At 73.3% G+C, this 19,304-nt stretch carries 19 protein-coding genes; 12 read left to right on the top strand and 7 right to left on the bottom strand.

The window, feature by feature from the left end:
• Positions 1-7: 7 nt before the first annotated feature.
• The 4 genes from ACIBBA_RS32895 to ACIBBA_RS32880 form a co-directional block, all read right to left on the bottom strand.
• The gene (locus tag ACIBBA_RS32895) at positions 8-508 is read right to left on the bottom strand and encodes a hypothetical protein (RefSeq protein ID WP_396702693.1); all 501 of its coding nucleotides are present in this window, start codon (positions 506-508) and stop codon (positions 8-10) included.
• The gene (locus tag ACIBBA_RS32890) at positions 505-1,323 is read right to left on the bottom strand and encodes a DUF692 domain-containing protein (protein ID WP_396702691.1); all 819 of its coding nucleotides are present in this window, start codon (positions 1,321-1,323) and stop codon (positions 505-507) included. Before ACIBBA_RS32890 ends, ACIBBA_RS32895 begins: the two co-directional genes overlap by 4 nt.
• Positions 1,320-2,240 (bottom strand): TIGR04222 domain-containing membrane protein, encoded by a 921-nt coding sequence (locus ACIBBA_RS32885; RefSeq protein WP_396702689.1) that lies wholly within the window; start codon positions 2,238-2,240, stop codon positions 1,320-1,322. Before ACIBBA_RS32885 ends, ACIBBA_RS32890 begins: the two co-directional genes overlap by 4 nt.
• 105 nt (positions 2,241-2,345) lie before the next feature.
• A complete protein-coding gene (locus tag ACIBBA_RS32880) occupies positions 2,346-2,918 on the bottom strand; it encodes a helix-turn-helix domain-containing protein (protein ID WP_357050653.1) in 573 nt (190 codons plus the stop codon).
• Positions 2,919-3,018: 100 nt separating this feature from the next.
• Between ACIBBA_RS32880 and ACIBBA_RS32875 the strand changes: the two genes are divergently transcribed.
• From ACIBBA_RS32875 to ACIBBA_RS32865, 3 genes are all read left to right on the top strand, one after another.
• Complete coding sequence (locus tag ACIBBA_RS32875) at positions 3,019-3,891, top strand: carbon-nitrogen hydrolase family protein (protein ID WP_396702687.1); 873 nt, start codon at positions 3,019-3,021, stop codon at positions 3,889-3,891.
• Between the two features lie 54 nt (positions 3,892-3,945).
• Positions 3,946-4,590 (top strand): HAD family hydrolase, encoded by a 645-nt coding sequence (locus ACIBBA_RS32870; RefSeq protein ID WP_350872737.1) that lies wholly within the window; start codon positions 3,946-3,948, stop codon positions 4,588-4,590.
• A gap of 219 nt (positions 4,591-4,809) precedes the next feature.
• On the top strand, positions 4,810-5,745 hold the full coding sequence (locus ACIBBA_RS32865) for a serine protein kinase RIO (RefSeq protein WP_396702684.1): 936 nt from the start codon (positions 4,810-4,812) through the stop codon (positions 5,743-5,745).
• 46 nt (positions 5,746-5,791) lie between these two features.
• Here ACIBBA_RS32865 and ACIBBA_RS32860 read toward each other — a convergent pair whose 3' ends face one another.
• Positions 5,792-6,040 (bottom strand): DUF2630 family protein, encoded by a 249-nt coding sequence (locus ACIBBA_RS32860; protein ID WP_350872742.1) that lies wholly within the window; start codon positions 6,038-6,040, stop codon positions 5,792-5,794.
• Positions 6,041-6,524: 484 nt separating this feature from the next.
• On the opposite strand from ACIBBA_RS32860, the gene ACIBBA_RS32855 reads away from it, so the two are divergent.
• From ACIBBA_RS32855 to ACIBBA_RS32825, 7 genes are all read left to right on the top strand, one after another.
• Entirely contained in the window at positions 6,525-7,862 is a 1,338-nt protein-coding gene (locus ACIBBA_RS32855; RefSeq protein ID WP_396702713.1) for a cytochrome P450, read from the top strand.
• Positions 7,859-8,782 (top strand): terpene synthase family protein, encoded by a 924-nt coding sequence (locus tag ACIBBA_RS32850; protein WP_396702682.1) that lies wholly within the window; start codon positions 7,859-7,861, stop codon positions 8,780-8,782. Before ACIBBA_RS32855 ends, ACIBBA_RS32850 begins: the two co-directional genes overlap by 4 nt.
• Positions 8,779-10,497, top strand: a complete 1,719-nt coding sequence (locus ACIBBA_RS32845) for a prenyltransferase/squalene oxidase repeat-containing protein (protein WP_396702680.1) — start codon at positions 8,779-8,781, stop codon at positions 10,495-10,497. The genes ACIBBA_RS32850 and ACIBBA_RS32845 overlap by 4 nt, the downstream gene beginning before the upstream one ends.
• Before the next feature lie 99 nt (positions 10,498-10,596).
• Positions 10,597-13,179, top strand: a complete 2,583-nt coding sequence (locus tag ACIBBA_RS32840; RefSeq protein ID WP_396702678.1) for a nitrate- and nitrite sensing domain-containing protein — start codon at positions 10,597-10,599, stop codon at positions 13,177-13,179.
• 94 nt (positions 13,180-13,273) lie between these two features.
• Positions 13,274-13,696 carry a roadblock/LC7 domain-containing protein gene (locus tag ACIBBA_RS32835; protein WP_350872751.1) on the top strand — a complete coding sequence of 141 codons (423 nt, stop codon included), beginning with the start codon at positions 13,274-13,276 and terminating at the stop codon, positions 13,694-13,696.
• 5 nt (positions 13,697-13,701) lie between these two features.
• Complete coding sequence (locus ACIBBA_RS32830) at positions 13,702-14,088, top strand: DUF742 domain-containing protein (RefSeq protein ID WP_350872753.1); 387 nt, start codon at positions 13,702-13,704, stop codon at positions 14,086-14,088.
• Entirely contained in the window at positions 14,069-14,671 is a 603-nt protein-coding gene (locus ACIBBA_RS32825) for an ATP/GTP-binding protein (RefSeq protein ID WP_350872754.1), read from the top strand. The genes ACIBBA_RS32830 and ACIBBA_RS32825 overlap by 20 nt, the downstream gene beginning before the upstream one ends.
• A gap of 87 nt (positions 14,672-14,758) precedes the next feature.
• On the opposite strand, the gene ACIBBA_RS32820 is transcribed toward ACIBBA_RS32825, so the two are convergent.
• On the bottom strand, positions 14,759-17,614 hold the full coding sequence (locus ACIBBA_RS32820) for an aconitate hydratase (RefSeq protein WP_396702675.1): 2,856 nt from the start codon (positions 17,612-17,614) through the stop codon (positions 14,759-14,761).
• A gap of 158 nt (positions 17,615-17,772) precedes the next feature.
• Between ACIBBA_RS32820 and ACIBBA_RS32815 the strand changes: the two genes are divergently transcribed.
• Both ACIBBA_RS32815 and ACIBBA_RS32810 read left to right on the top strand, forming a co-directional pair.
• Complete coding sequence (locus ACIBBA_RS32815; RefSeq protein WP_396702673.1) at positions 17,773-18,129, top strand: VOC family protein; 357 nt, start codon at positions 17,773-17,775, stop codon at positions 18,127-18,129.
• An 83-nt stretch (positions 18,130-18,212) separates the two neighbouring features.
• Positions 18,213-18,860, top strand: a complete 648-nt coding sequence (locus tag ACIBBA_RS32810; protein ID WP_396702671.1) for a DedA family protein — start codon at positions 18,213-18,215, stop codon at positions 18,858-18,860.
• Between the two features lie 112 nt (positions 18,861-18,972).
• On the opposite strand, the gene ACIBBA_RS32805 is transcribed toward ACIBBA_RS32810, so the two are convergent.
• A partial coding sequence (locus ACIBBA_RS32805; protein WP_396702669.1) for a C39 family peptidase occupies positions 18,973-19,304 on the bottom strand: 332 nt, incomplete at its 5' end.

Here is a 19,304-nt window from a genome sequence, read left to right as displayed (position 1 = left end):
TACCGGATCAGCGGCGGCCACCGGGCCCGGCGGCCGGGCGGCGGGCCGGGCGCAGCAGGCGTACCCGGCCGAGGAGCTGGACCGCGACGGCGCCGCCGGCGCGCCCGAGGCCCGGCAGCCGGCGCGGGCGTGGCGGCCGGTGTCCGTCGTAGCGGGCACCCGCCTCCCGGACGGCCAGCTCGTCGGCGCCCAGCGGTGGCAGGTCACCCCGGTCGTGCAGCGCCCGGGCCAGGTCCCACCCGTCGCGCAGCGAACCGCCGGTCGGCCGGTCGCCCGCCCACGTCTGGAAGGTCGCCGGCCAGTCGGCGCCGAGACCGGCGGCGAGCAGCGGCCAGTGCCGGGCGACCTCCCCGGCGCGCTTGCGCAGCAGCGCGGCCCGGGCGGCCGCCAGCGGCGCCGGCGCGAACCCGGGCGGTACCGGCCCGCCGGCCACCAGGGCGGCGACCAGCTCGGCCTGCCGGGCCGCCAACTCGCCCGGCGCGGCCCGCCCGGCCGCGGCGTCGGTCATGTGACCACCGGGAAGTCCGCGGCGGCGGCGAGCGCGTCGAGCTCGGCGCGCAGCGCTGGCGCCGGCGGGTAGTCGCCGTCGCGCTCCAGCAGCAGCGCCGGCGGGCGCCGGCGGGCGCAGAGCTCGCCCACCAGGTCGAGCACCGCCGTCGGCATCGGGTCGGTGTGCGTGTCGTGGTAGAAACCGCCGTGCTCGGCACCCCCGGCCACGTGCACGTACCCGATCCGCTCCAGCGGCAGCCGGTCCAGCAGTTCGCACGGGTCGCTACCCCGGTTGCGGGCGTTGGCGTACACGTTGGCGACGTCGAGCAGCAGCAGCGCCCCGGTGCGGTCCAGGATCTCGGTCAGGAACTGTGCCTCGTCCAACTCGTCCTCGGGCCAGTCGAAGAGCGCGGCGATCGGCTCCAGCGCGATCGGCACCGGCAGCTCGGCCTGCGCGCGGGCGACGTTGGCGCAGACCGCGTCAACCGCCGCCCGGCTGCGCGGCAGCGGCAGCAGGTGCCCGGCCTCCATCCCGCCGGCCCGGACGAAGGCGATGTGCTCGCTGACCAGCGGCGCGGCCACCAGCTCGGCCACCGCGGCCAGGTGGGCGACCCGGGCCGGGTCGACCGGCTCGGCGCCTCCGAGGGAGAGCCGCACCCCGTGCGGTACGACGGTCACGCCGCGCTCGCGCAGCTGGGCCAGGCCCGTCGGCAGGGCCCGTGCCGGGGCCAGCGACTCCGCCACCACCTCGACGAAACGCAGGCCGGGCAGGTCGGCGACGAACCCGGCGATCTCGGGCCGCCAGCCGATGCCGACCCCGGTCGGGCCGGTCATCCGCCGCACCCGCCTCCGCCGCAGCCGCCGCCACCCCCGCACGAACTGCCTCCGCCGCAGGAGCTGCCCCCGCCGTCTGAGCCGCCGCTGGAGCCGGACGACCAGCCGCCGCTGTCCGAGATCGCCTGTCGCTGGATCTCCGCCTGCTCGGCGAAGCCCGGATCGAGCGCCCAGAGTGACGCGGTGCCGAAGAGCGCCACCCCCATCGCCGCGCTGCTCGCGCCGTACGTCGAGTAGGACGGGCTGGCGGACGGGGTGAGGTGGGCGTGCTGGCGGCGCAGTTCGCGTAACACTCGGCGGCCGGCGCGGGTCTGGTTCGGCACCCGGCCGAGATAGAGGAAGGCCAGGAAGAGCGCCACCAGGCTGAGGATCAGGTAGGCGGTCGCCCGTCCGTTGGCCAACCCGACGACGGCGCGGACCACGCCGATGAGGATCAGGACGATCATGGCCAGCGCGCCGCGCCGGGCGGCGGACTGCTGCTCGGCCGACAGGAGCAGTCCGCGCTGCTCGAGACCCTCGCGGAGCTGGTTGAGGACGGTGACCACCCACTGGTCCTGGCGCAGGTCGCGGACCCGGGCCCGGCGCACGGCGGCGTGGTGGATCGCCTGGCCCAGCGGCGTCGCCCCGGCGGGCAGCGGGCCGGTGGCCTTCAGCCGACGACTTCCTCCGACGCCGATCGCGCCGCTGCCGCGCAGCCCGCCGAGGGCGGCGTTGATGGCCAGCGGCGCGCCACCGTTGAGGTAGGCGGCCTGATCCGGGCTGAGCGGCTCACCGCCGACCTCCCGCGGTCCGGCGAGGAGCCGGACGCGATGCAGCACGGCGACGACCACCGCCGCGGCGGCGACCGCGAGCCAGATCCGCAGGAAGATCGGGCCGGGGATGCCCCAGGTGTCGCCCGAGGCGCCGAGAACGTTCATCGGTTGCTCCTGTCGCCGGAGGGATCGGCGGCCCCATTGTGGAGCAGGTGCGCCATCGGGTGGGGGCGGCGCCTCCGGCGGCCCCGTCGGCCGCCCGGGCGGCGGTCAGCGGCGGCGGACCGCCTCCTCGACCAGGTCGAGCACCGGGCCGAGGTCACCGGCGGGTCGGCCCATCGCCAGGTGCAGGACCAGGCCGTCGTAGGCGAGTTCGAGGAACTGGGCGAGCACGTCGATCGGGACGTCCTCGCGGAGCACGCCGGCCTCTCGCTGGCGGGCCAGCCGGTCGCGGGTCGCCTCCGCGATCGCGGCGGAGCGCTCGGCCCACCGCCGGGCGAATGCCGGGTCGGTACGCAGCCGGCGGGAGACCTCCAACTGGCTGCCCAGCCAGCCGGTGGTGTCCGGGGAGACCGCCCGGGCCAGCAGGTCGCGCATCACCTGGACCAGGCCGTTGCGGGCGACCGTCTCGACCATGGTCGCGGCGTCGTCCTCGGCGACGGCGAGGAAGAGTGAATCCTTGTCCCGGAAGTGGTGGAAGATGGCCCCCCGGGACAGCCCGGTCGCCTCCTCCAGCCGGCGCACCGTGGCGCCCTCGTAGCCGTGCCGGGCGAAACACGCCCGCGAGGCGGCGAGGATCTCCTGACGCCGCGCATCGAGCTGGTCCTGGCTTACTCTGGGCACGCCACGATCGTTCCAGGTGACCCGGGGTCATGCAAACCGTACGTACGGCTTGGGATTTCAGGGTGCCGTGCGACAGGCCGTGCCGGTCTACCATCGGCCGGTGACGCCACCCCCCGCCACCACCGCCACCATCCCGGCCGACCGGCTGACCGTCGCCGCCGTCCAGGCCGAACCGGTCCCCGGCGACGTCGCCGGCAACGCGGTGAGCGCGGCCCGCCTGGTCGCGCGCTGCGCCGAGCAGGGCGCCCGGATCGCCGTCCTGCCGGAGCTGTTTCTCCCCGCGTACCATCCGCCCACGCTGGCGGCCGACCCGGCCGGCACCGACGTGGTGACCGACGAGGACCGCACGGTCGACGACGGCCGCCTGACGCCGCTGCGTGAGGCGGCGGTGGCCGGTGGCGTCACCGTCGTGGTGGGCGCGGCGGTACGCCACCCCGACGGGCAGCGGACCATCTCGTCGTTGGTCGTCGGGCGCGACGGTGAGGTCCGGGTGGGCTACGACAAGCAGCAGCTCTGGGGCGGTGAGCGGGAGCTGTTCAGCCCCGGCACCCGGGGCGCCACCCTGCTGCTGGACGACTGGCGGCTCGGGCTCGGCATCTGCTACGACGGCTGCTTTCCCGAGCACGGCCGGGCCGCCGCCGCCGACGGCGCGCACGGCTACCTCTGCCCGAGCGGCTACCTGGCCGGCTCGGCGCACCGCCGGGACCTCTACTACCCGGCCCGGGCCCTAGACAACACCATGTACGTGGTCTTCGCCAACTCGGTCGGCGGGGCGGACCCGTGGCGGTTCAACGGCGGTGCGGCTGTCTACGACCCGGAGGGTCGCCCGCTGGCCCGGGGCGCGGACACCGGTGAGCAGGTGCTGGTCGCGACGCTGGACCCGGCGCAGTTGGCGGCCACCCGGGCGGCGCATTCGATGCTCGCCGACCGGCTGCCGGACCAGGGTCCGACCCGGCGCACGGTGTTGGCCTGAGGAGTTAACATTCCAGCCCTGTCGGGCGGCCCTGGAGTCCCGTAGGGTGCCCGAGTGCCACTGCTCCTGCTGGATCTGGACAACACCCTGCTCGATCGGGCCGGGCCGTTCCGTGCCTGGGGCCAGCGCTTTCTGGAAGACATCGGCGCGCCCCCGGCGGACATCGACTGGCTGCTCTCCGTCGACGCCGACGGGCTGACCGACCGGTGGGACGTGGCCGACGCCATCCGGGACCGGTACGCCCTGCGCATCCCCTCGATCGACCTGGTGGAGGCGCTGCACGACGGGGTGGTGGCGAACACCCGGCTCGATCCGTTGATCGCCTGCGCGCTGCGGATCGCCGACGACGCGGGCTGGATCCCGGTGGTGGTCTGCAACGGCGTGGTCCGGCAGGAGGAGGCCAAGATCCGGGGGACCGGGCTGGACCGGTACGTGGCCGACTGGGTCATCTCCGAGGAGGCCGGCGTCAGCAAGCCCAACCCCCGGATCTTCGCGCTCGCCGCCCATCGGGTCCGGATGCCGCTGCGCGGCGCCTGGGTGGTCGGCGACAGCCCGGAGGCGGACATCGGGGGCGCGGCGGCGGTCGGGTTGCCCAGTGTCTGGCTGCACCGTGGGCGGACCTGGCCGGACAGCCGGTTCGCGCCGACGCGTACCGCCGACGGGCTGATCGCCGCGGTCGCCACGGTCCTCGCCGGCTGAGCGGAGCCGCCGGGCCGGCCCGCCGGCGTCGGCTGAGCGGAGCCGCCGGGCCGGCCCGCCGGTAATTCGGTTGACCCGCCGAGGCGTGCACGGCGAACATGGTCCGCGCATCGTGCAACCGGGTGTTCACCCGGTCGAGGAGAGGAGGTCGGTCATGGCCGTCTTCGCAGGTCGTCTCCACCTGCCTCCATCAGCCTCGATCAAGGGATCAACACCGCAGTGCGCGAACACGACTTTCCGGCGCCCGAGCGCTGGACCCGCGGCAAGAGCCGCTTCGACGATGACGAACCGCAGTTCCTGAGGCACGGCCGGCAGCCCGAGCCGGGCAGCACCGATCCGGACGACGGGCCCGACCCGGAGACCGGTGAGAGCTGGTCGTCCTGGGACGACGCGGTGCACGGGCCGCAGCCGCATCCCGCCTGGCTGGTCACCGAGCTCGCGGCCAAGGACACCGACCTCGGCGTGCTCAAGACCGGCAAGGAGGCGGACGTCCACCTGCTCCGGCGGGCGGTGCCCGACAGCGACCGCTCCTGCCTGCTGGCGGTGAAGCGCTACCGGGACGCCAACCACCGGCTGTTCCACCGGGACGCCGGCTACCTGGAGGGACGGCGGGTCCGTCGGTCCCGGGAAAACCGGGCGATGGCTGGCCGGACCGCCTTCGGCCGGCAGATGATCGCGGGTCAGTGGGCGGCGGCCGAGTTCGCCGCGCTGGCCCGGCTCTGGGAGATCGGCGCCGAGCGCGGCACCATCTCCGTGCCCTATCCGGTGCAGCTGCGCGGCACCGAGCTGATGCTGGAGTTCCTCGGCGACCCCGAGGAGGGGCTGGCCGCGCCGCGGCTGGCCCAGGTCCGGCCGGACCCGGCCGGGCTGCGCGACCTCTGGGAGCAGTTGGTCGACGCGCTGGTGGTGCTGGCTCGGGCCGGGCTGGCGCACGGCGACCTGTCGCCGTACAACCTGCTGGTGCACGGGGAGCGGCTGATGTTGATCGACCTGCCCCAGGTGGTCGACGTGGTGGCCAACCCGCAGGGGGGCGAGTTCCTGGCCCGGGACGTCCGGGTGGTCAGCACCTGGTTCGCCGCGCGGGGGCTGCCGGCGACGCTGGCCGACCCGGCGGTGCTGACCGAGCAGTTGCTGCGCGAGGCGGGCATCCGCTGAGCGGGGACCGGGCGGTCGTCCTGGCCGCCCGGCCCCCCGGCTCGGGTCACTGCAGGTAGCGCTCGACCTCCGGCTTGGGGCGGATGCCCTGGGCGTCCGGGTCGCCGTGGGTGGAGCGGGCGGCCCGCCGGCGGCGCAGCAGGTCCCAGCACTGGTCGAGGGATTCCTCAAGCGCCCGCAGCCGGTCCCGGGCCTCGTCGTCGGTGCCCTGCTCGTGGGCCTGCGCGGCCGAGCGCAACCGGTGCTCCTCGTCGACCAGCTCGGAGATCCGGTTCAGGATTGTCTTGTCGTCCATGACAAGAGCCTGGCACAGGGCACCCGGGCGCGCCCGGATTCCCCCCCGGCCGGCCGCGCCGGTCCCGTCCGGCCCCCGTCCAGCCGCCGTGCGGACCCGTCCCGCCCCCGTCCGGCCCTGTTCGGCTCGCCGCCGTCGGCCGGACGGGGTTGTGACGGCTACCGCCCCCGAGTCCCGTTGACGGGACTTTACGCGCGTCGATGTCCGGGCCGAGGCCGGTCGATGGCCGCGGGCGGCAGTCGGTGGCTCCACCTGCGGGATTTCCACGGCCCGCCGGAGCCACCCGCATCCCTTGTGGAGGTTGCGAGATTTGCGGTGTGAGAATTTCTCGTTGGGCGGCTAGAGAAATTTGACGCGGCAATGGCATGCTCGGCGGAACGGTCACTCCGGACACCCAACCCGACACGTTCCGTTGCCCGAAAGGGGACCACCGCAGGTGGCAGCGTCAGACCCGACGCCGGTCCGCACCAGACGAGCAGGCGCGATACCCCTGCGCCACGTGGTGCCCGGCCTCCTCCGTGAACCGTCCCGTGCCCTGGTCGAGTTCGGTGAGCGCTCCGGCGGCGAGGTGGTACGCCTGAACCTCGGGTCGTTCCGACCGTACCTGGTCACCCACCCCGAGCATCTGCAGCGCGTCCTGCGCGAACGGTCCGCGAACTACGTACGGGCCGGCGACGGGCTGCAGTGGCGACCGCTCAAGCGACTGTTCGGCGAGGGCATCCTCAGCGACGGCGAGCACTGGTCGAACAGCCGGCAGATCCTGCAGCCGCTCTTCACCGCCCGCCGGATCGACGGGATGATCGACCGGCTGGCCGAGGCGATCGACGACGCGGTCGACGAGCTGGAGACCCCGGCCCGCGCCGGCCAGCCGGTGGACATGGGCACCGAGCAGGCCCGGATCGTCTGCTCGGCGATCATGCGGGTCTTCTTCGCGGACAAGATCTCGGTCCCGGACGCGATGCGGATCATGGAGGCGCAGGACGCGATCGCGTGGTCGGTGATGCCGCGTATCGCCATGCCCTGGGCGCCGCTGGCCATGCCGATGCCCGGCGACCGGGCGTTCCGCAACGCCGTGCAGCTCATCGACGAGTTGCTGCTGCCGATCGTCCGCCGGGCGCGGGAGACCGCGGAGACCGACGGCGACGACATCATCTCCACCCTCTGGCGTGGTCGCACGGAGGACGGCGGTCGGCTGGACGAGCAGCAGGTTCGCAACGACACCGTGGCCATGGTGGCGACCACCACCGAGACCACGATCAGCGTGCTGACCTGGCTCTGGCCGCACCTCGAACGCGCCCCGCACGTCGCCGAGCGGCTCTACGCGGAGCTGGACCAGGTGGTCGGCGACGCGCCGGTGCGCCGCGAGCACCTCAAGGAGCTGCGCTACACCCGGCAGGTCCTCGACGAGCTGCTCCGGCTGTACCCGATCGGCTGGCTCTTCCCGCGCCAGGCGATCGAGGCGGACGTCATCGGCGGGGTGAAGATCGAGGCCGGCGCCACGCTCGTGGTCAGCCCGCTGATCACGCACCGGATGTCGATGTTCTGGGACCGGCCCGAGGAGTTCGACCCGGACCGGTTCGCCCCGGAACTGACGCGTAAACGGCACCGCTACGCCCACTTCCCCTTCGGCGGCGGACCGCACCAGTGCCTCGGCATGCACCTGTTCTACCTGGAGGCGACGCTGATCGTGGCCACCGTGCTCAGCCGGTACCGGTTCCGCCTCCAGCAGCCGACGGTGCCCGGCATCAAGGTCGCGGCCGCCCTCCGGCCACGGGAGCGGGTGGAGCTGACCCTGCGGCCGGCGCGGAGCGTCGCCGCATGACGCCGGTGCAGCATCCCGCCCCGGACCCGATCGAGGAACAGCTGCTGGCCGCCGCGGAACAGGGCCGGATCAGCGCCCTCGCCGCCAAGGGCCAGCGGGACCTCCAGCAGTGCGCCGCCGGGTATCCGGATCTCTTTCCGCCCCGGCCGTTCGACCCGGCGCTCTTCGGCAACGTGGCGATGGCCATCGCCTTCGGCGCCCCATGGTGCGACGAGGCCGCGCTGCGCATCACCAACCGGGCGGTGCTGTGGGGCTTCGCCGTCGACTGGCAGGTCGACTACGTGGCCAAGTCCCGGGAGGAGATCGACCTCCTCGCCGAGCGCTGTCTCGCGGTGGCGGACGGCGCGACGCCCGCGCCGGACGACCCGCTCGGCCGCTTCCTGGCGGAGCTGCGCGACGACCTGGCCGCCACGCCCGCGTTCGAGCGGTACCAGGCGGTGTGGCGCGCGGAGCTGGGCCGGGTGCTCGACGCCATGGCGCGGGAGTGGGACTGGAAGCAGAGCAGCGGCGCCGACGGCGCGCCGGGCGCGCTGCCCGACCTCGAGGCGTACCTCGACAACGCGGACAACCTGGCCTGCACGGTGGTCAACGTCGTGCACTGGATCCACGCCGGCGACCCGGTGACGCTTGCCCACCTCGACCGGCTCATCGAGGCGAGCGGGGTGGTCCAGCGGATCCTTCGGCTGGTGAACGACCTGGGCACCTACGAGCGGGACCTGCGCTGGGGGGACCTGAACGCGCTGCTGCTGGTGGCCGACCGCGACGAGGTGCCGCGGCGGATCGGCACGCTGGTGGCGCAGGCTCGGGAGCTGCTCACCCCGCTGCGCGAGACCTGCCCGGTGCAGGCCGACTACCTGGCCCGGCAGATCGGCTTCAGCAGCGGCTTCTACCGCTCGACCGACTTCTGGGGAGCGCTGTGACCGGTTCACCGACCCCGGGCGGCTGGGGACGGCCGGAGGTGGCCGGGGCGACCCGCGAGCTGTTGGCCGCCATGGCGCTCGAACCAGCCGGCCGCGTCACCCCCTCGGTGTACGAGACCGGACGGGTGGTCAGCGACGCGCCGTGGCTCGCCGGGCACGACCGGCGGCTGCGCTACCTGCTCGGCAGCCAACGACCCGACGGCGGCTGGGGCGCCGCGGGCGGCTACGCGCTCGTGCCGACCCTCAGCGCGGTGGAGGCGTTGCTCGCCAGCGCGCTGCCCGCCGGCGGTGACCCGACCGATCCACCGGCCGCGACGACGAGCGGATCGTCACCGGCGACGCCACCCGAGGCGGCACAGCGGACGGCGCACGCGGCGGACGGGCCGGCGCGCGGCGAGTTGCTGGCGGCCGCCGGGCGGGGGCTGACCGCTCTGCGGAGCTGGCTCGCCGACGGCCCGCCGGAGCTTCCGGACACACCGGCCGCCGATCTGATCGTGCCGGCGCTGACCGACCGGATCAACGCCCACCTCGACCGCCTCGGCGCCCGGCCGGGCGACGACGGGTCCGGCGCGGCGCTGCCGAGCGCCGTGGACCGGCGACGCTTCGCCGCACTGGGCACCCTGCTGGCGACCGGCCGGCCGGTACCGCAGAAGCTGTTGCACGCCTTCGAGGTGCTCGGGCCGGCGGCCCGGGGCCGGCCGGACGTGGTGCCGGTGGCCGGCGCGGTCGGCGCCTCTCCCGCGGCGACCGCGGCGTGGCTCGACGATCCGGCGAGCGCCGATCCCGAGGTGCTGTCCTATCTCGAGGACGCGGTCCGCCAGCACGACGGCCCGGTGCCCTGCTGCACCCCGGTCACGGTCTTCGAGCGCGCCTGGACGTTGAGCAGCCTGGCCCGCGCCGGGGTGCCGGTACGGCCGACGCCGCGCCTGATCGCCGAGCTGGCCGACGCGCTCGGCCCGGAGGGCGCCGCGACCGGGCCCGGACTGCCGGCCGACGCGGACACCACCTCGGCCGCCCTGTACGCGCTCGCCCTGCTCGGCCGTCCCGTCGATCCGGCCAGCCTGCTCCGCTACGACCTCGGCAGTCACTTCTGCACCTGGCAGGGGGAGGACGGGCGCTCGGTCACCACCAACGCGCACGTACTGGAGGCGCTGGGCTGGCACGCCGAGCACACCGCACCGGGGGCCGAGCGTTACCGCGACCGGGTGGCCGCGCTGGCGGAGTGGCTGCGCGAGCAGCAGCAGCCCGACGGCAGCTGGACCGACCGGTGGCACGCCTCGCCGTACTACGCCACCTGCTGCGCCGTGCTGGCGCTGGACGCTCACGCACCCGCCACGGTCGCCGCCGAGGCGGTGGACCGGGCCGTCGACTGGGTCGTCGCCACCCAGCGACCGGACGGGTCGTGGGGGCGCTGGGCCGGCACCGTGGAGGAGAGCGCCTACGCGCTGCACGTGCTGCTCGGCACCGACCGGCCGGTGCGACCGGGGGTGCGGGACGCGGTGATCCGCGGGCTGGCGCAGCTGGCCGCCGCGGATCCTCGGCGCACCCACCCACCACTGTGGCACGACAAGGACCTCTACGCCCCGGTGCTGATCGTGCGGGCGGCCGTCGTCGCCGCGTGGCAGCTGGCACTGGCCAGATCGGACCTGGCCGTGGCCGTGGGGCCGGACGCGACCGCACCGGTGTCCGACGGGCCCATGATCAGGAGCGCTTGAGTGAGACAGCGGACGCTGCTAGCGTGCGCCGGGGTCGATGCGTGCGGCTGCACGCGGTACTGACTGACGGATCACTCAGGCCATGCCAGGGACGGTGTAATGGGTTCCCGCAGCTCGAATCTGCGTACCAAGGTCGTTGCGCTGCTCGCGTCCCTGGTGGCGCTCTGGGGCTTCACCGCCTGGGTCACCATCCGGGACGGTATGAACCTGCTCGGTGTGCAGGCGTTGGACACCAAGGTGTTCAACCCCACCGAGCCGCTGCTCCTGCAGTTGCAGCTGGAACGCCGGACGTCGCTGACCCTGCTCGGCCGCCCCGACGACGAGCAGCGGGCCGCGCTCGCCGAGATCCGTCCCCGCACCGACGAGCTGGCCGCGGACTTCAAGGAGTCCGTCGACAGCTGGCAGGTCGACGCGTTGGGCAGCGGCACCCTCGACCGGCGGATCACCGACCTGATCGGCGGCCTCGACCGGCTCTCGGTGACGCGGCAGGCGGTCGACGACAAGACCATCGACCGGGCCGAGGCGGGCGCGGCGTTCACCGGGCTCATCGAATCGATCTACCGGGTCTACGACGCGCTGGGCAACCTCGACGACGAGCAGGTCGCCGAGGACACCGCCGCGCTGATCGGCCTGAACCGGGCCCGCGAGCTGCTGTCCCAGGAGGACGCGCTGCTCGCCGGCGTGCTCGCGGCCGGCCGCATCACGCCCGCGGAACAGTCGCAGTTCACCCGCATCGTCGGCGCCCGACAGTTCACCGCCGAGCAGGCGCTGGTCCGGCTGCCGAGCGCCGACCAGCAGCGCTACACCGAGATGTCGAACGGTGCGACGTTCCGCCAGCTGACCGACCTGGAGAACCGGGTCATGCAGGCCAACGGCACCCGCCCGCCGATCAGCGCCGACTCGTGGGACGAGGTCGGCGCGCCGGCGCTCACCCAGATCGCCGACGTGGTGCTCGCCGGTGGCGACGACGTGGTCGAACGGGCCGCTCCGGTGGCCATCGGCGTCATCGTCCGGCTGGTGCTCGCCGCCGGTCTCGGCCTGATCGCGGTCATCGCCTCCATCATCGTGTCGATCACCACCGCCCGGTCCCTGGTCCAGCAGCTCGAACGGCTGCGAGAGGCCGCCTTCCGGCTGGCCAACGAGCGGCTGCCCCGGGTGGTGGAGCGGCTCGGGCAGGGCGAAGAGGTCGACGTGGCCAAGGAGGCGCCACCGCTCGAGTTCGGTACCGACGAGATCGGCCAGGTGGGTAAGGCGTTCAACGTGGTCCAGGAGACCGCGATCCGCACCGCCGTCGAGCAGGCCGACCTGCGCCGCAACGTCCGCGAGGTCTTCCTCAGCCTGGCCCGGCGCACCCAGGCCCTGGTGCACCGCCAGCTCACCCTGCTGGACGCCATGGAGCGGCGGGAGCAGGACGCCGAGGAGCTGGAGGACCTGTTCCGGGTCGACCACCTCGCCACCCGGATGCGGCGTAACGCGGAGAACCTGATCGTGCTCTCCGGCTCCACGCCCGGCCGGGCCTGGCGCCGCAACGTTCCGATGGTCGACGTGGTCCGGGGCGCGGTCGCCGAGGTCGAGGACTACACCCGGGTCAACGTGCTGCCGCTCGGGCGGGTGTCGCTCGCCGGCCGGGCCGTCGGTGACGCGATCCACCTGCTCGCCGAGCTGATCGAGAACGGCCTGTCGTTCTCGCCGCCGAACACCACCGTCGAGGTGCGCGGTCAGATGGTGGCCAACGGGTTCGCCATCGAGATCGAGGACCGGGGCCTCGGGATGAGCCCCGAGGACCTCACCGCCGCGAACCACCGGATCGTCGACCAGTCCGAGCTGAACCTCGCCAACGCCTCCCGGCTGGGCCTCTACGTGGTGAGCCGGCTGACCGAGCGGCACGGCATCCGGGTGCAGTTGAAGGAGTCCGCGTACGGGGGCACCACGGCCGTCGTGCTGATCCCGATCGAGCTGGTCACCGACGCCGGCGACGAGTCGGAGACCTCCACCGAGTTCCCGGCCGGTGCGCCGGCCGCCCCGGCGGGCGACGCCCCCGCCGCTCCGAGTGCCGCCGCGTCGAGCGGGGGCACCCCGGCCCTGTCCGCCGCGCCGGCCGGCGTCGAGCAGCCCCCGGCATTCCCTGCGGCGCCGGTGGCGCTGGCCGAGTCGCCGGTCGCACGCGGGCCGGAGTCGCCGGTCGCGCAGGCCGGCGGCGCCGACGCGGGCGGGCTGCCCACCCGGGCCCGGACCGGGCCGGTCGCCGAGCAGGGTCTGCCGACCCGGGCCCGGCGCGGGCCCGACCAGCAGCCGGCACTGGACGGACCGACGTTCCCGACCGGGCTGCCGATGGCGCTGCCCCGTCCGGGCGTGGAGGAGGCTTCCGTGCCGGGTACGGACGCCGGCGCCGAGGGTGGTCCGCTCCCGGAGCGGGCCGAGCAGGACCGCACCGACTCTGGCCTGCCGGTCCGGGTCCGTCAGGCGAACATCGTGCCGGAACTGCGTGACGATCCCGCCGCGAACGCCGCTGAGGAGGACGAGGACGCCATTCGGCCGCCGGAGCAGGTGCGCCGGATGATGAGCTCGTACCAGACCGGGACCCGGCGGGGCCGGACGGACGCCGCCCGCCTGCTGGGCGGGGCTGGCGAGGCGTCGGAACCCGCGTCCGGTTCGGACTCCGACGAGCAGCAGGCGACCTGACCCGTGCCGGCGACGCGGAGGAATCCCGCTCGCGACGGAACGGTCAGCCCCAGACGAATACGGCGACATCCGCCGGGGGAGAAGAGGACGACGAGTGGCCCAGAAGACGGCATCGAGTGCCGACCTGACGTGGTTGCTGGATGATCTGGTCGGCCGGGTGAAGCAGGCCGAGCATGCGGTCGCGCTCTCGACGGACGGCCTGTTGATGGCCTCCTCACAGGGGCTGAGCCGGGACGACGGCGAGCACCTGGCGGCCATGGCGGCCGGGATCCAGAGTCTGGCCCGGGGAGCGGGCAAGCGGTTCGGTGGTGGCCAGGTACAGCAGACCATCATCGAGATGCAGTCCTCGTTCCTCTTCGTCACAGCGGCCGGGCGCAACGCCTGTCTCGCGGTGCTGGCCAGCGAGGACGCCGACGTCGGGCTGATCGCCTACGAGATGGCGATGCTGGTCACCCGGGTCGGCAAGTACGTCGCGTCGCCGACCCGGACCGCCGAGCAGCCGACCGGCGAGAAGTAGCGGCGATGACGGTGCAGGGGGAGTCCGCGGAGCATCAGTGGGTGGACGACCATGCCGGGCCGGTGGTGCGTCCGTACGCGGTCACGCGTGGCCGCGCCCGCCCGATCACCGGCACGTTCGATCTGATCTCACTGGTCACGGCGACCCGCGCCGACGTCGGCGCGGAGATCGGCCTGGGGCCGGAGCACGTCGCGATCGTCGGGCTCTGCCAGCGCATCCAGTCCGTCGCCGAGATCGCCGCCCACCTGGATCTCCCGGTGGGCACCATCCGGGTCCTGCTGGGTGATCTGGCGGCTCGCAGCCTGGTACAGGTCCGTGAGCCGCACACCGCGGCCGGCCTTCCCGACAACAGTGTTTTCGAGGCGGTAATCAATGGACTACGGGCACTCTGAGCGGCCGCCGGGAGCGACCCCACTGCCCACCGCGATCAAGATCCTGGTCGCGGGCGGATTCGGCGTGGGCAAGACCACCATGGTCGGCGCGGTCAGTGAGACGCGCCCGTTGCGCACCGAGGAGGTGCTGACCGAGTCCGGCGTCGGCATCGACGACCTGTCCGGGGTGGAGAGCAAGTCCACCACGACGGTCGCGATGGACTTCGGTCGGATCACGATCAGCGACGACCTCGTGCTCTATCTCTTCGGCACGCCCGGGCAGGACCGCTTCTGGTTCGTCTGGGACGAGCTGGCGCTCGGCGCGATCGGCGCGGTGGTGCTCGCCGACACCCGGCGGCTGGCCGACTGCTTCCCATCCATCGACTACTTCGAGGGGCGTGGCACGCCCTTCGTGGTGGCGGTGAACTGTTTCGAGGGGGCTCGGCAGTTCCGACTCGACGAGGTGCAGGCGGCGCTGAACCTGGATCCGGGGGTGCCGGTGCTGCTCTGCGACGCCCGGCACCGGGAGTCGAGCAAGGAGGTGCTCATCACCCTGATGGAGCACGCGATGAAGACCCGGGACGCCCGCCGCCGGGCCGAGTGAGCGCACCGCCGCGCCGCCGACGGCGCGGCACGGGTACACGAAGAAGGCCCCTCCCGGCGAACCGGGAGGGGCCTTCTCGTTGGTACGTCAGTTGGCGATCATCCGGCGCAGCACGTACTGCAGGATGCCGCCGTGCCGGTAGTAGTCCGCCTCGCCCGGCGTGTCGATGCGGACCACCGCGTCGAACTCGACGCCGGTGTCGGTGCTGACCTTGACCGTACGCGGGGTCTCGCCTTCGTTCAGCGCGGTCACCCCGGTGATGGTGAAGGTCTCCGTGCCGGTCAGCCCGAGCGACTCCGCGGTGGTGTCGGTCGGGTACTGCAGCGGCAGCACGCCCATGCCGATCAGGTTGGAGCGGTGGATCCGCTCGTACGACTCGGCGATGACCGCCTTGACGCCGAGCAGCATGGTGCCCTTGGCCGCCCAGTCCCGCGACGAGCCGGAGCCGTACTCCTTGCCGGCCAGCACCACCAGCGGGAGGCCCGCTTCCTGGTAGGCGACCGAGGCGTCGTAGATCGAGGTCTGCTCGCCGGTCAGGTGGTTGACCGTGAAGCCGCCCTCGACGCCGGGGACCAGCTGGTTGCGCAGCCGGATGTTGGCGAACGTGCCCCGGATCATCACCTCGTGGTTGCCCCGGCGGGAGCCGTACGAGTTGAACTCGTGCCGCGGCACACCGTGCTCGGCCAGGTACTTGCCGGCGGGGGAGTCCGCCTTGATCGAGCCGGCCGGGGAGATGTGGTCGGTGGTCACCGAGTCGCCCAGCTTGGCCAGCACCCGGGCGCCGGAGATGTCGGCGACCGCCTGCGGGGTGCGCCCCATGCCCTCGAAGTACGGGGGCTTGCGCACGTAGGTGGAGTCGCTGTCCCAGGCGAAGGTGTCACCGGTCGGGGTCGGCAGCGACTGCCAGCGCTCGTCGCCGGCGAAGACGTCGGCGTACGCGGAGCTGAACCCGCTGGCGCCGAGCGCCGAGGCGATGACGTCCTGGATCTCGGCGCTGCTCGGCCAGAGGTCACGCAGGAAGACCGGCTGGCCGGTGCTGTCCTCACCGATCGGCTCGTTGGCCAGGTCGATGTCCATCGTGCCGGCCAGCGCGTAGGCGACCACCAGCGGCGGGGACGCCAGGTAGTTCATCTTGACGTCCGGGTTGATCCGGCCCTCGAAGTTCCGGTTGCCGGAGAGCACCGAGACGACCGCGAGGTCGGCCTCGTTCACCGCGGCGGAGACCTCCTCCGGCAGCGGGCCGGAGTTGCCGATGCAGGTGGTGCAGCCGTAGCCGACCAGGTTGAAGCCGAGCTTGTCCAGGTACGGGGTGAGGCCGGCCCGCTCGTAGTAGTCCATGACGACCTTGGACCCGGGGGCCAGGGTGGTTTTCACCCATGGCTTGCGGGTCAGGCCCCGCTCCACCGCGTTGCGGGCCAGCAGTGCCGCGCCGATCATGACCTGCGGGTTGGACGTGTTGGTGCAGGAGGTGATCGCGGCGATCACCACGGCGCCGTGGTCCAGCTCGTACTCGACCCCGTCGGCGCCGGTGACCCGGGTCGGGTTGGTGGCCCGCCCACCCGCGCCGACCGCCGCGGTCTCCAGGTCGCGCGGGGCGTCGGCCGGGTCGTTGACGCCGTTGGCGGGCGAGTCGCTGGCCGGGAAGGACTCGGCGCTGGCCTCGTCGGCGTGGCCCACGACCCCGAACGGCTTCTCCTGCTGAGGTACGCCCGCGCCGCGGCCCTGGTCGCCACCGGTCTCGTCGGCGGCCACGTAGTCCTTGAGCGCCGAGCGGAACAGCGTCTTGGCGCTGCCCAGCGGCACCCGGTCCTGCGGGCGCTTCGGGCCGGCCAGGGACGGCTCGATGGTGCTCAGGTCGAGCTCCAGCCGCTCCGAGTAGTCCGGCTCGGCGGCCGGGTCGTGCCAGAGGCCCTGCGCCTTGGCGTACTCCTCGACGAGCGCCACCTGGGCGGCGTCGCGGCCGGTCAGCTCCAGGTAGCGGATGGTCTCGGAGTCGATCGGGAAGATCGCCACGGTGGAGCCGTACTCCGGCGACATGTTGCCGATGGTGGCCCGGTTGGCCAGCGGCACGGCGCTCACGCCCGGGCCGTAGAACTCGACGAACTTGCCGACCACGCCGTGCTTGCGCAGCATCTCGGTGATGGTGAGCACCAGGTCGGTGGCGGTGGTGCCGGCCGGCATCTCGCCGGAGAGCTTGAAGCCGACGACCCGCGGGATCAGCATGCTCACCGGCTGGCCCAGCATGGCGGCCTCGGCCTCGATGCCGCCGACGCCCCAGCCGAGCACGCCGAGGCCGTTGACCATGGTGGTGTGCGAGTCGGTGCCGACCACGGTGTCCGGGTACGCCTGCCCGTTGCGCTCCATGATCGTGCGGGCCAGGTACTCGATGTTGACCTGGTGCACGATGCCGGTGCCCGGCGGGACGACCTTGAACTCGTTGAACGCCGTCTGGCCCCAGCGCAGGAACTGGTAGCGCTCCTTGTTGCGCTCGTACTCCAGCTCGACGTTGCGCTGGAAGGCGTCCTCGCGGCCGAACAGGTCGGCGATGACCGAGTGGTCGATGACCAGCTCGGCCGGTGCGAGGGGGTTGACCTTGGTGGCGTCGCCGCCGAGGTCACGGACGGCCTCGCGCATGGTGGCCAGGTCGACCACGCACGGCACGCCGGTGAAGTCCTGCATGAGCACCCGCGCCGGGGTGAACTGGATCTCCACGCTCGGGTCGGCGGTGGATTCCCACGCGCCGAGCTGCCGGATGTGGTCGGCGGTGATGTTCGCGCCGTCCTCGGTCCGCAGCAGGTTCTCCAGCAGGATCTTCAAGCTGTACGGCAGCCGGTCGTGACCGTCCACCGTGTCGATCCTGAAAATCTCGTAGCTCGCGTCTCCGACGCGTAGCTGGCTCTTCGCACCGAAGGTGTCGAGGCTCGCCACGTCGTACTCCTTCACACCAGCGACCGTGAGTAGTCCTGAGCAGTCTGTCGCACCGGTCCGGGTGCCGCCGAGGTTAGGCGACACTTACCCGCTTCCCGTACTCAACAAAACCGTACGTCCGTCTTGCTATTCGCGCAACCTCGTGCCATCGTCCGGTACGAGGAGGTGCCTTCATGATCCATCACGTCCAGCTCGCCTGCCCGCGCGGCACCGAGGACGCGTCCCGGGCGTTCTACGTCGACCTGCTCGGCATGACCGAGAAGCCCAAACCGCCGGCGCTCGCGGCCCGCGGCGGGTGCTGGTTCACCGGGTACGGCGCCGAGCTGCACCTCGGCGTCGAGGACGACTTCCGGCCAGCCCGCAAGGCCCACCCCGCGCTGCTCCGACCCGACCTGGACGCGCTCGCCGCCCGCCTCGCCGCCGCCGGCGTGCCGGTGACCTGGGGAGACGGGGAGCTGCCCGGGATGCGCCGGTTCCACACCGAGGACGTGCACGGCAACCGCCTGGAGTTCGTCGCCCCAGCCGATTGACCCCCCCCGGGGCGGCCCCGCCGGCGCCCGCCGGACCGGCCGGCCGCGGGTAGGGTTCGAGGCCGGACCGGGGAGGGGTGCGGGTGCTCGACGTACAACACTGGCTCGTGACGCTGCCACCGGTGGCGGTCTACCTGATGGTGGCCGGGGTGATCGGGGTGGAGAGCATGGGCGTGCCGCTGCCCGGCGAGATCACCCTGGTCAGCGCGGCACTGCTGGCCGCGGCCGGTGCCGTCCAGCCGGAGTGGGTGGCCGCCGCCGCCGCGCTCGGCGCCATCGTCGGCGACTCGCTGGGCTACACCATCGGCCGCCGGGGCGGTCGGCCACTGCTCGCCCGGCTGGGCCGGCGCTTCCCCCGGCATCTCGGGCCGGACCAGCTCGCCCGGGCCGAGCTCACCTTCGCCCGGCACGGGGTTTGGGCGGTCTTCTTCGGCCGGTTCGTCGCGCTGCTGCGCGTCCTCGCCGGGCCGCTGGCCGGCGCCCTGCACGTGCCGTACCGCCGGTTCCTGATCGCCAACGCGGCCGGCGGGTTGGTCTGGGCCTTCGCCACCACGTACCTGCTCTTCCACCTCGGCCGGGTGGCCGAGCACTGGCTCAAGGACTTCTCCTGGGTCGGCCTCGCCGTGGCGGTGCTCGCCGGTCTCGGCAGCACCTGGTGGCTGCGTCGGCGGGCCCGGCGGGCGCACCCGGTGCCGGAGCCCGAAGGCGCCGCCCCCGCCGGCAGCCGCTGAGACGACGAAAAGGCCGGCCCGTCGCGGGCCGGCCTTCTGCACTGAGACGACAGAAGGGCCGGACCCCTGGTGGGGGTCCGGCCCTTCCGGTGTTTGCGGTGCTTGTTGTGGGTCAGCTGGTGGAGTAGCCGCGGGTGGCGATCCAGTCCGCGAGGTGCTCGGTGCTGATCCAGTAGGAGGCCATGTTGGGGTCGGCGGAGTCGGCGATCTTCGCCTCGTTGCCGCCGTCGCGGTAGCCGACGACGCTGATGTAGTGCCCGCCCTCGAAAGAGTGGGTGGTGCCGTCGGTGTCGGTGCTGGTGCCGGCGATGTTGGCGACCACGGCGCGGCCGTCGTCGACGGTGCGCACGATGTCGGCGCGCAGGGTGTCGGTCTGCTTGCCGTCGGCGTTGCTGTTGCGGATTTCGACGCTGTGGTAGGCGTCGGCCTTACCGGTTTCCTTGT

It is taken from the genome of Micromonospora sp. NPDC051006 (assembly GCF_044456245.1).
In the GTDB taxonomy this organism is placed as follows: Bacteria; Actinomycetota; Actinomycetes; order Mycobacteriales; family Micromonosporaceae; genus Micromonospora.
This window is presented reverse-complemented; position numbering and strand designations above follow the sequence as displayed.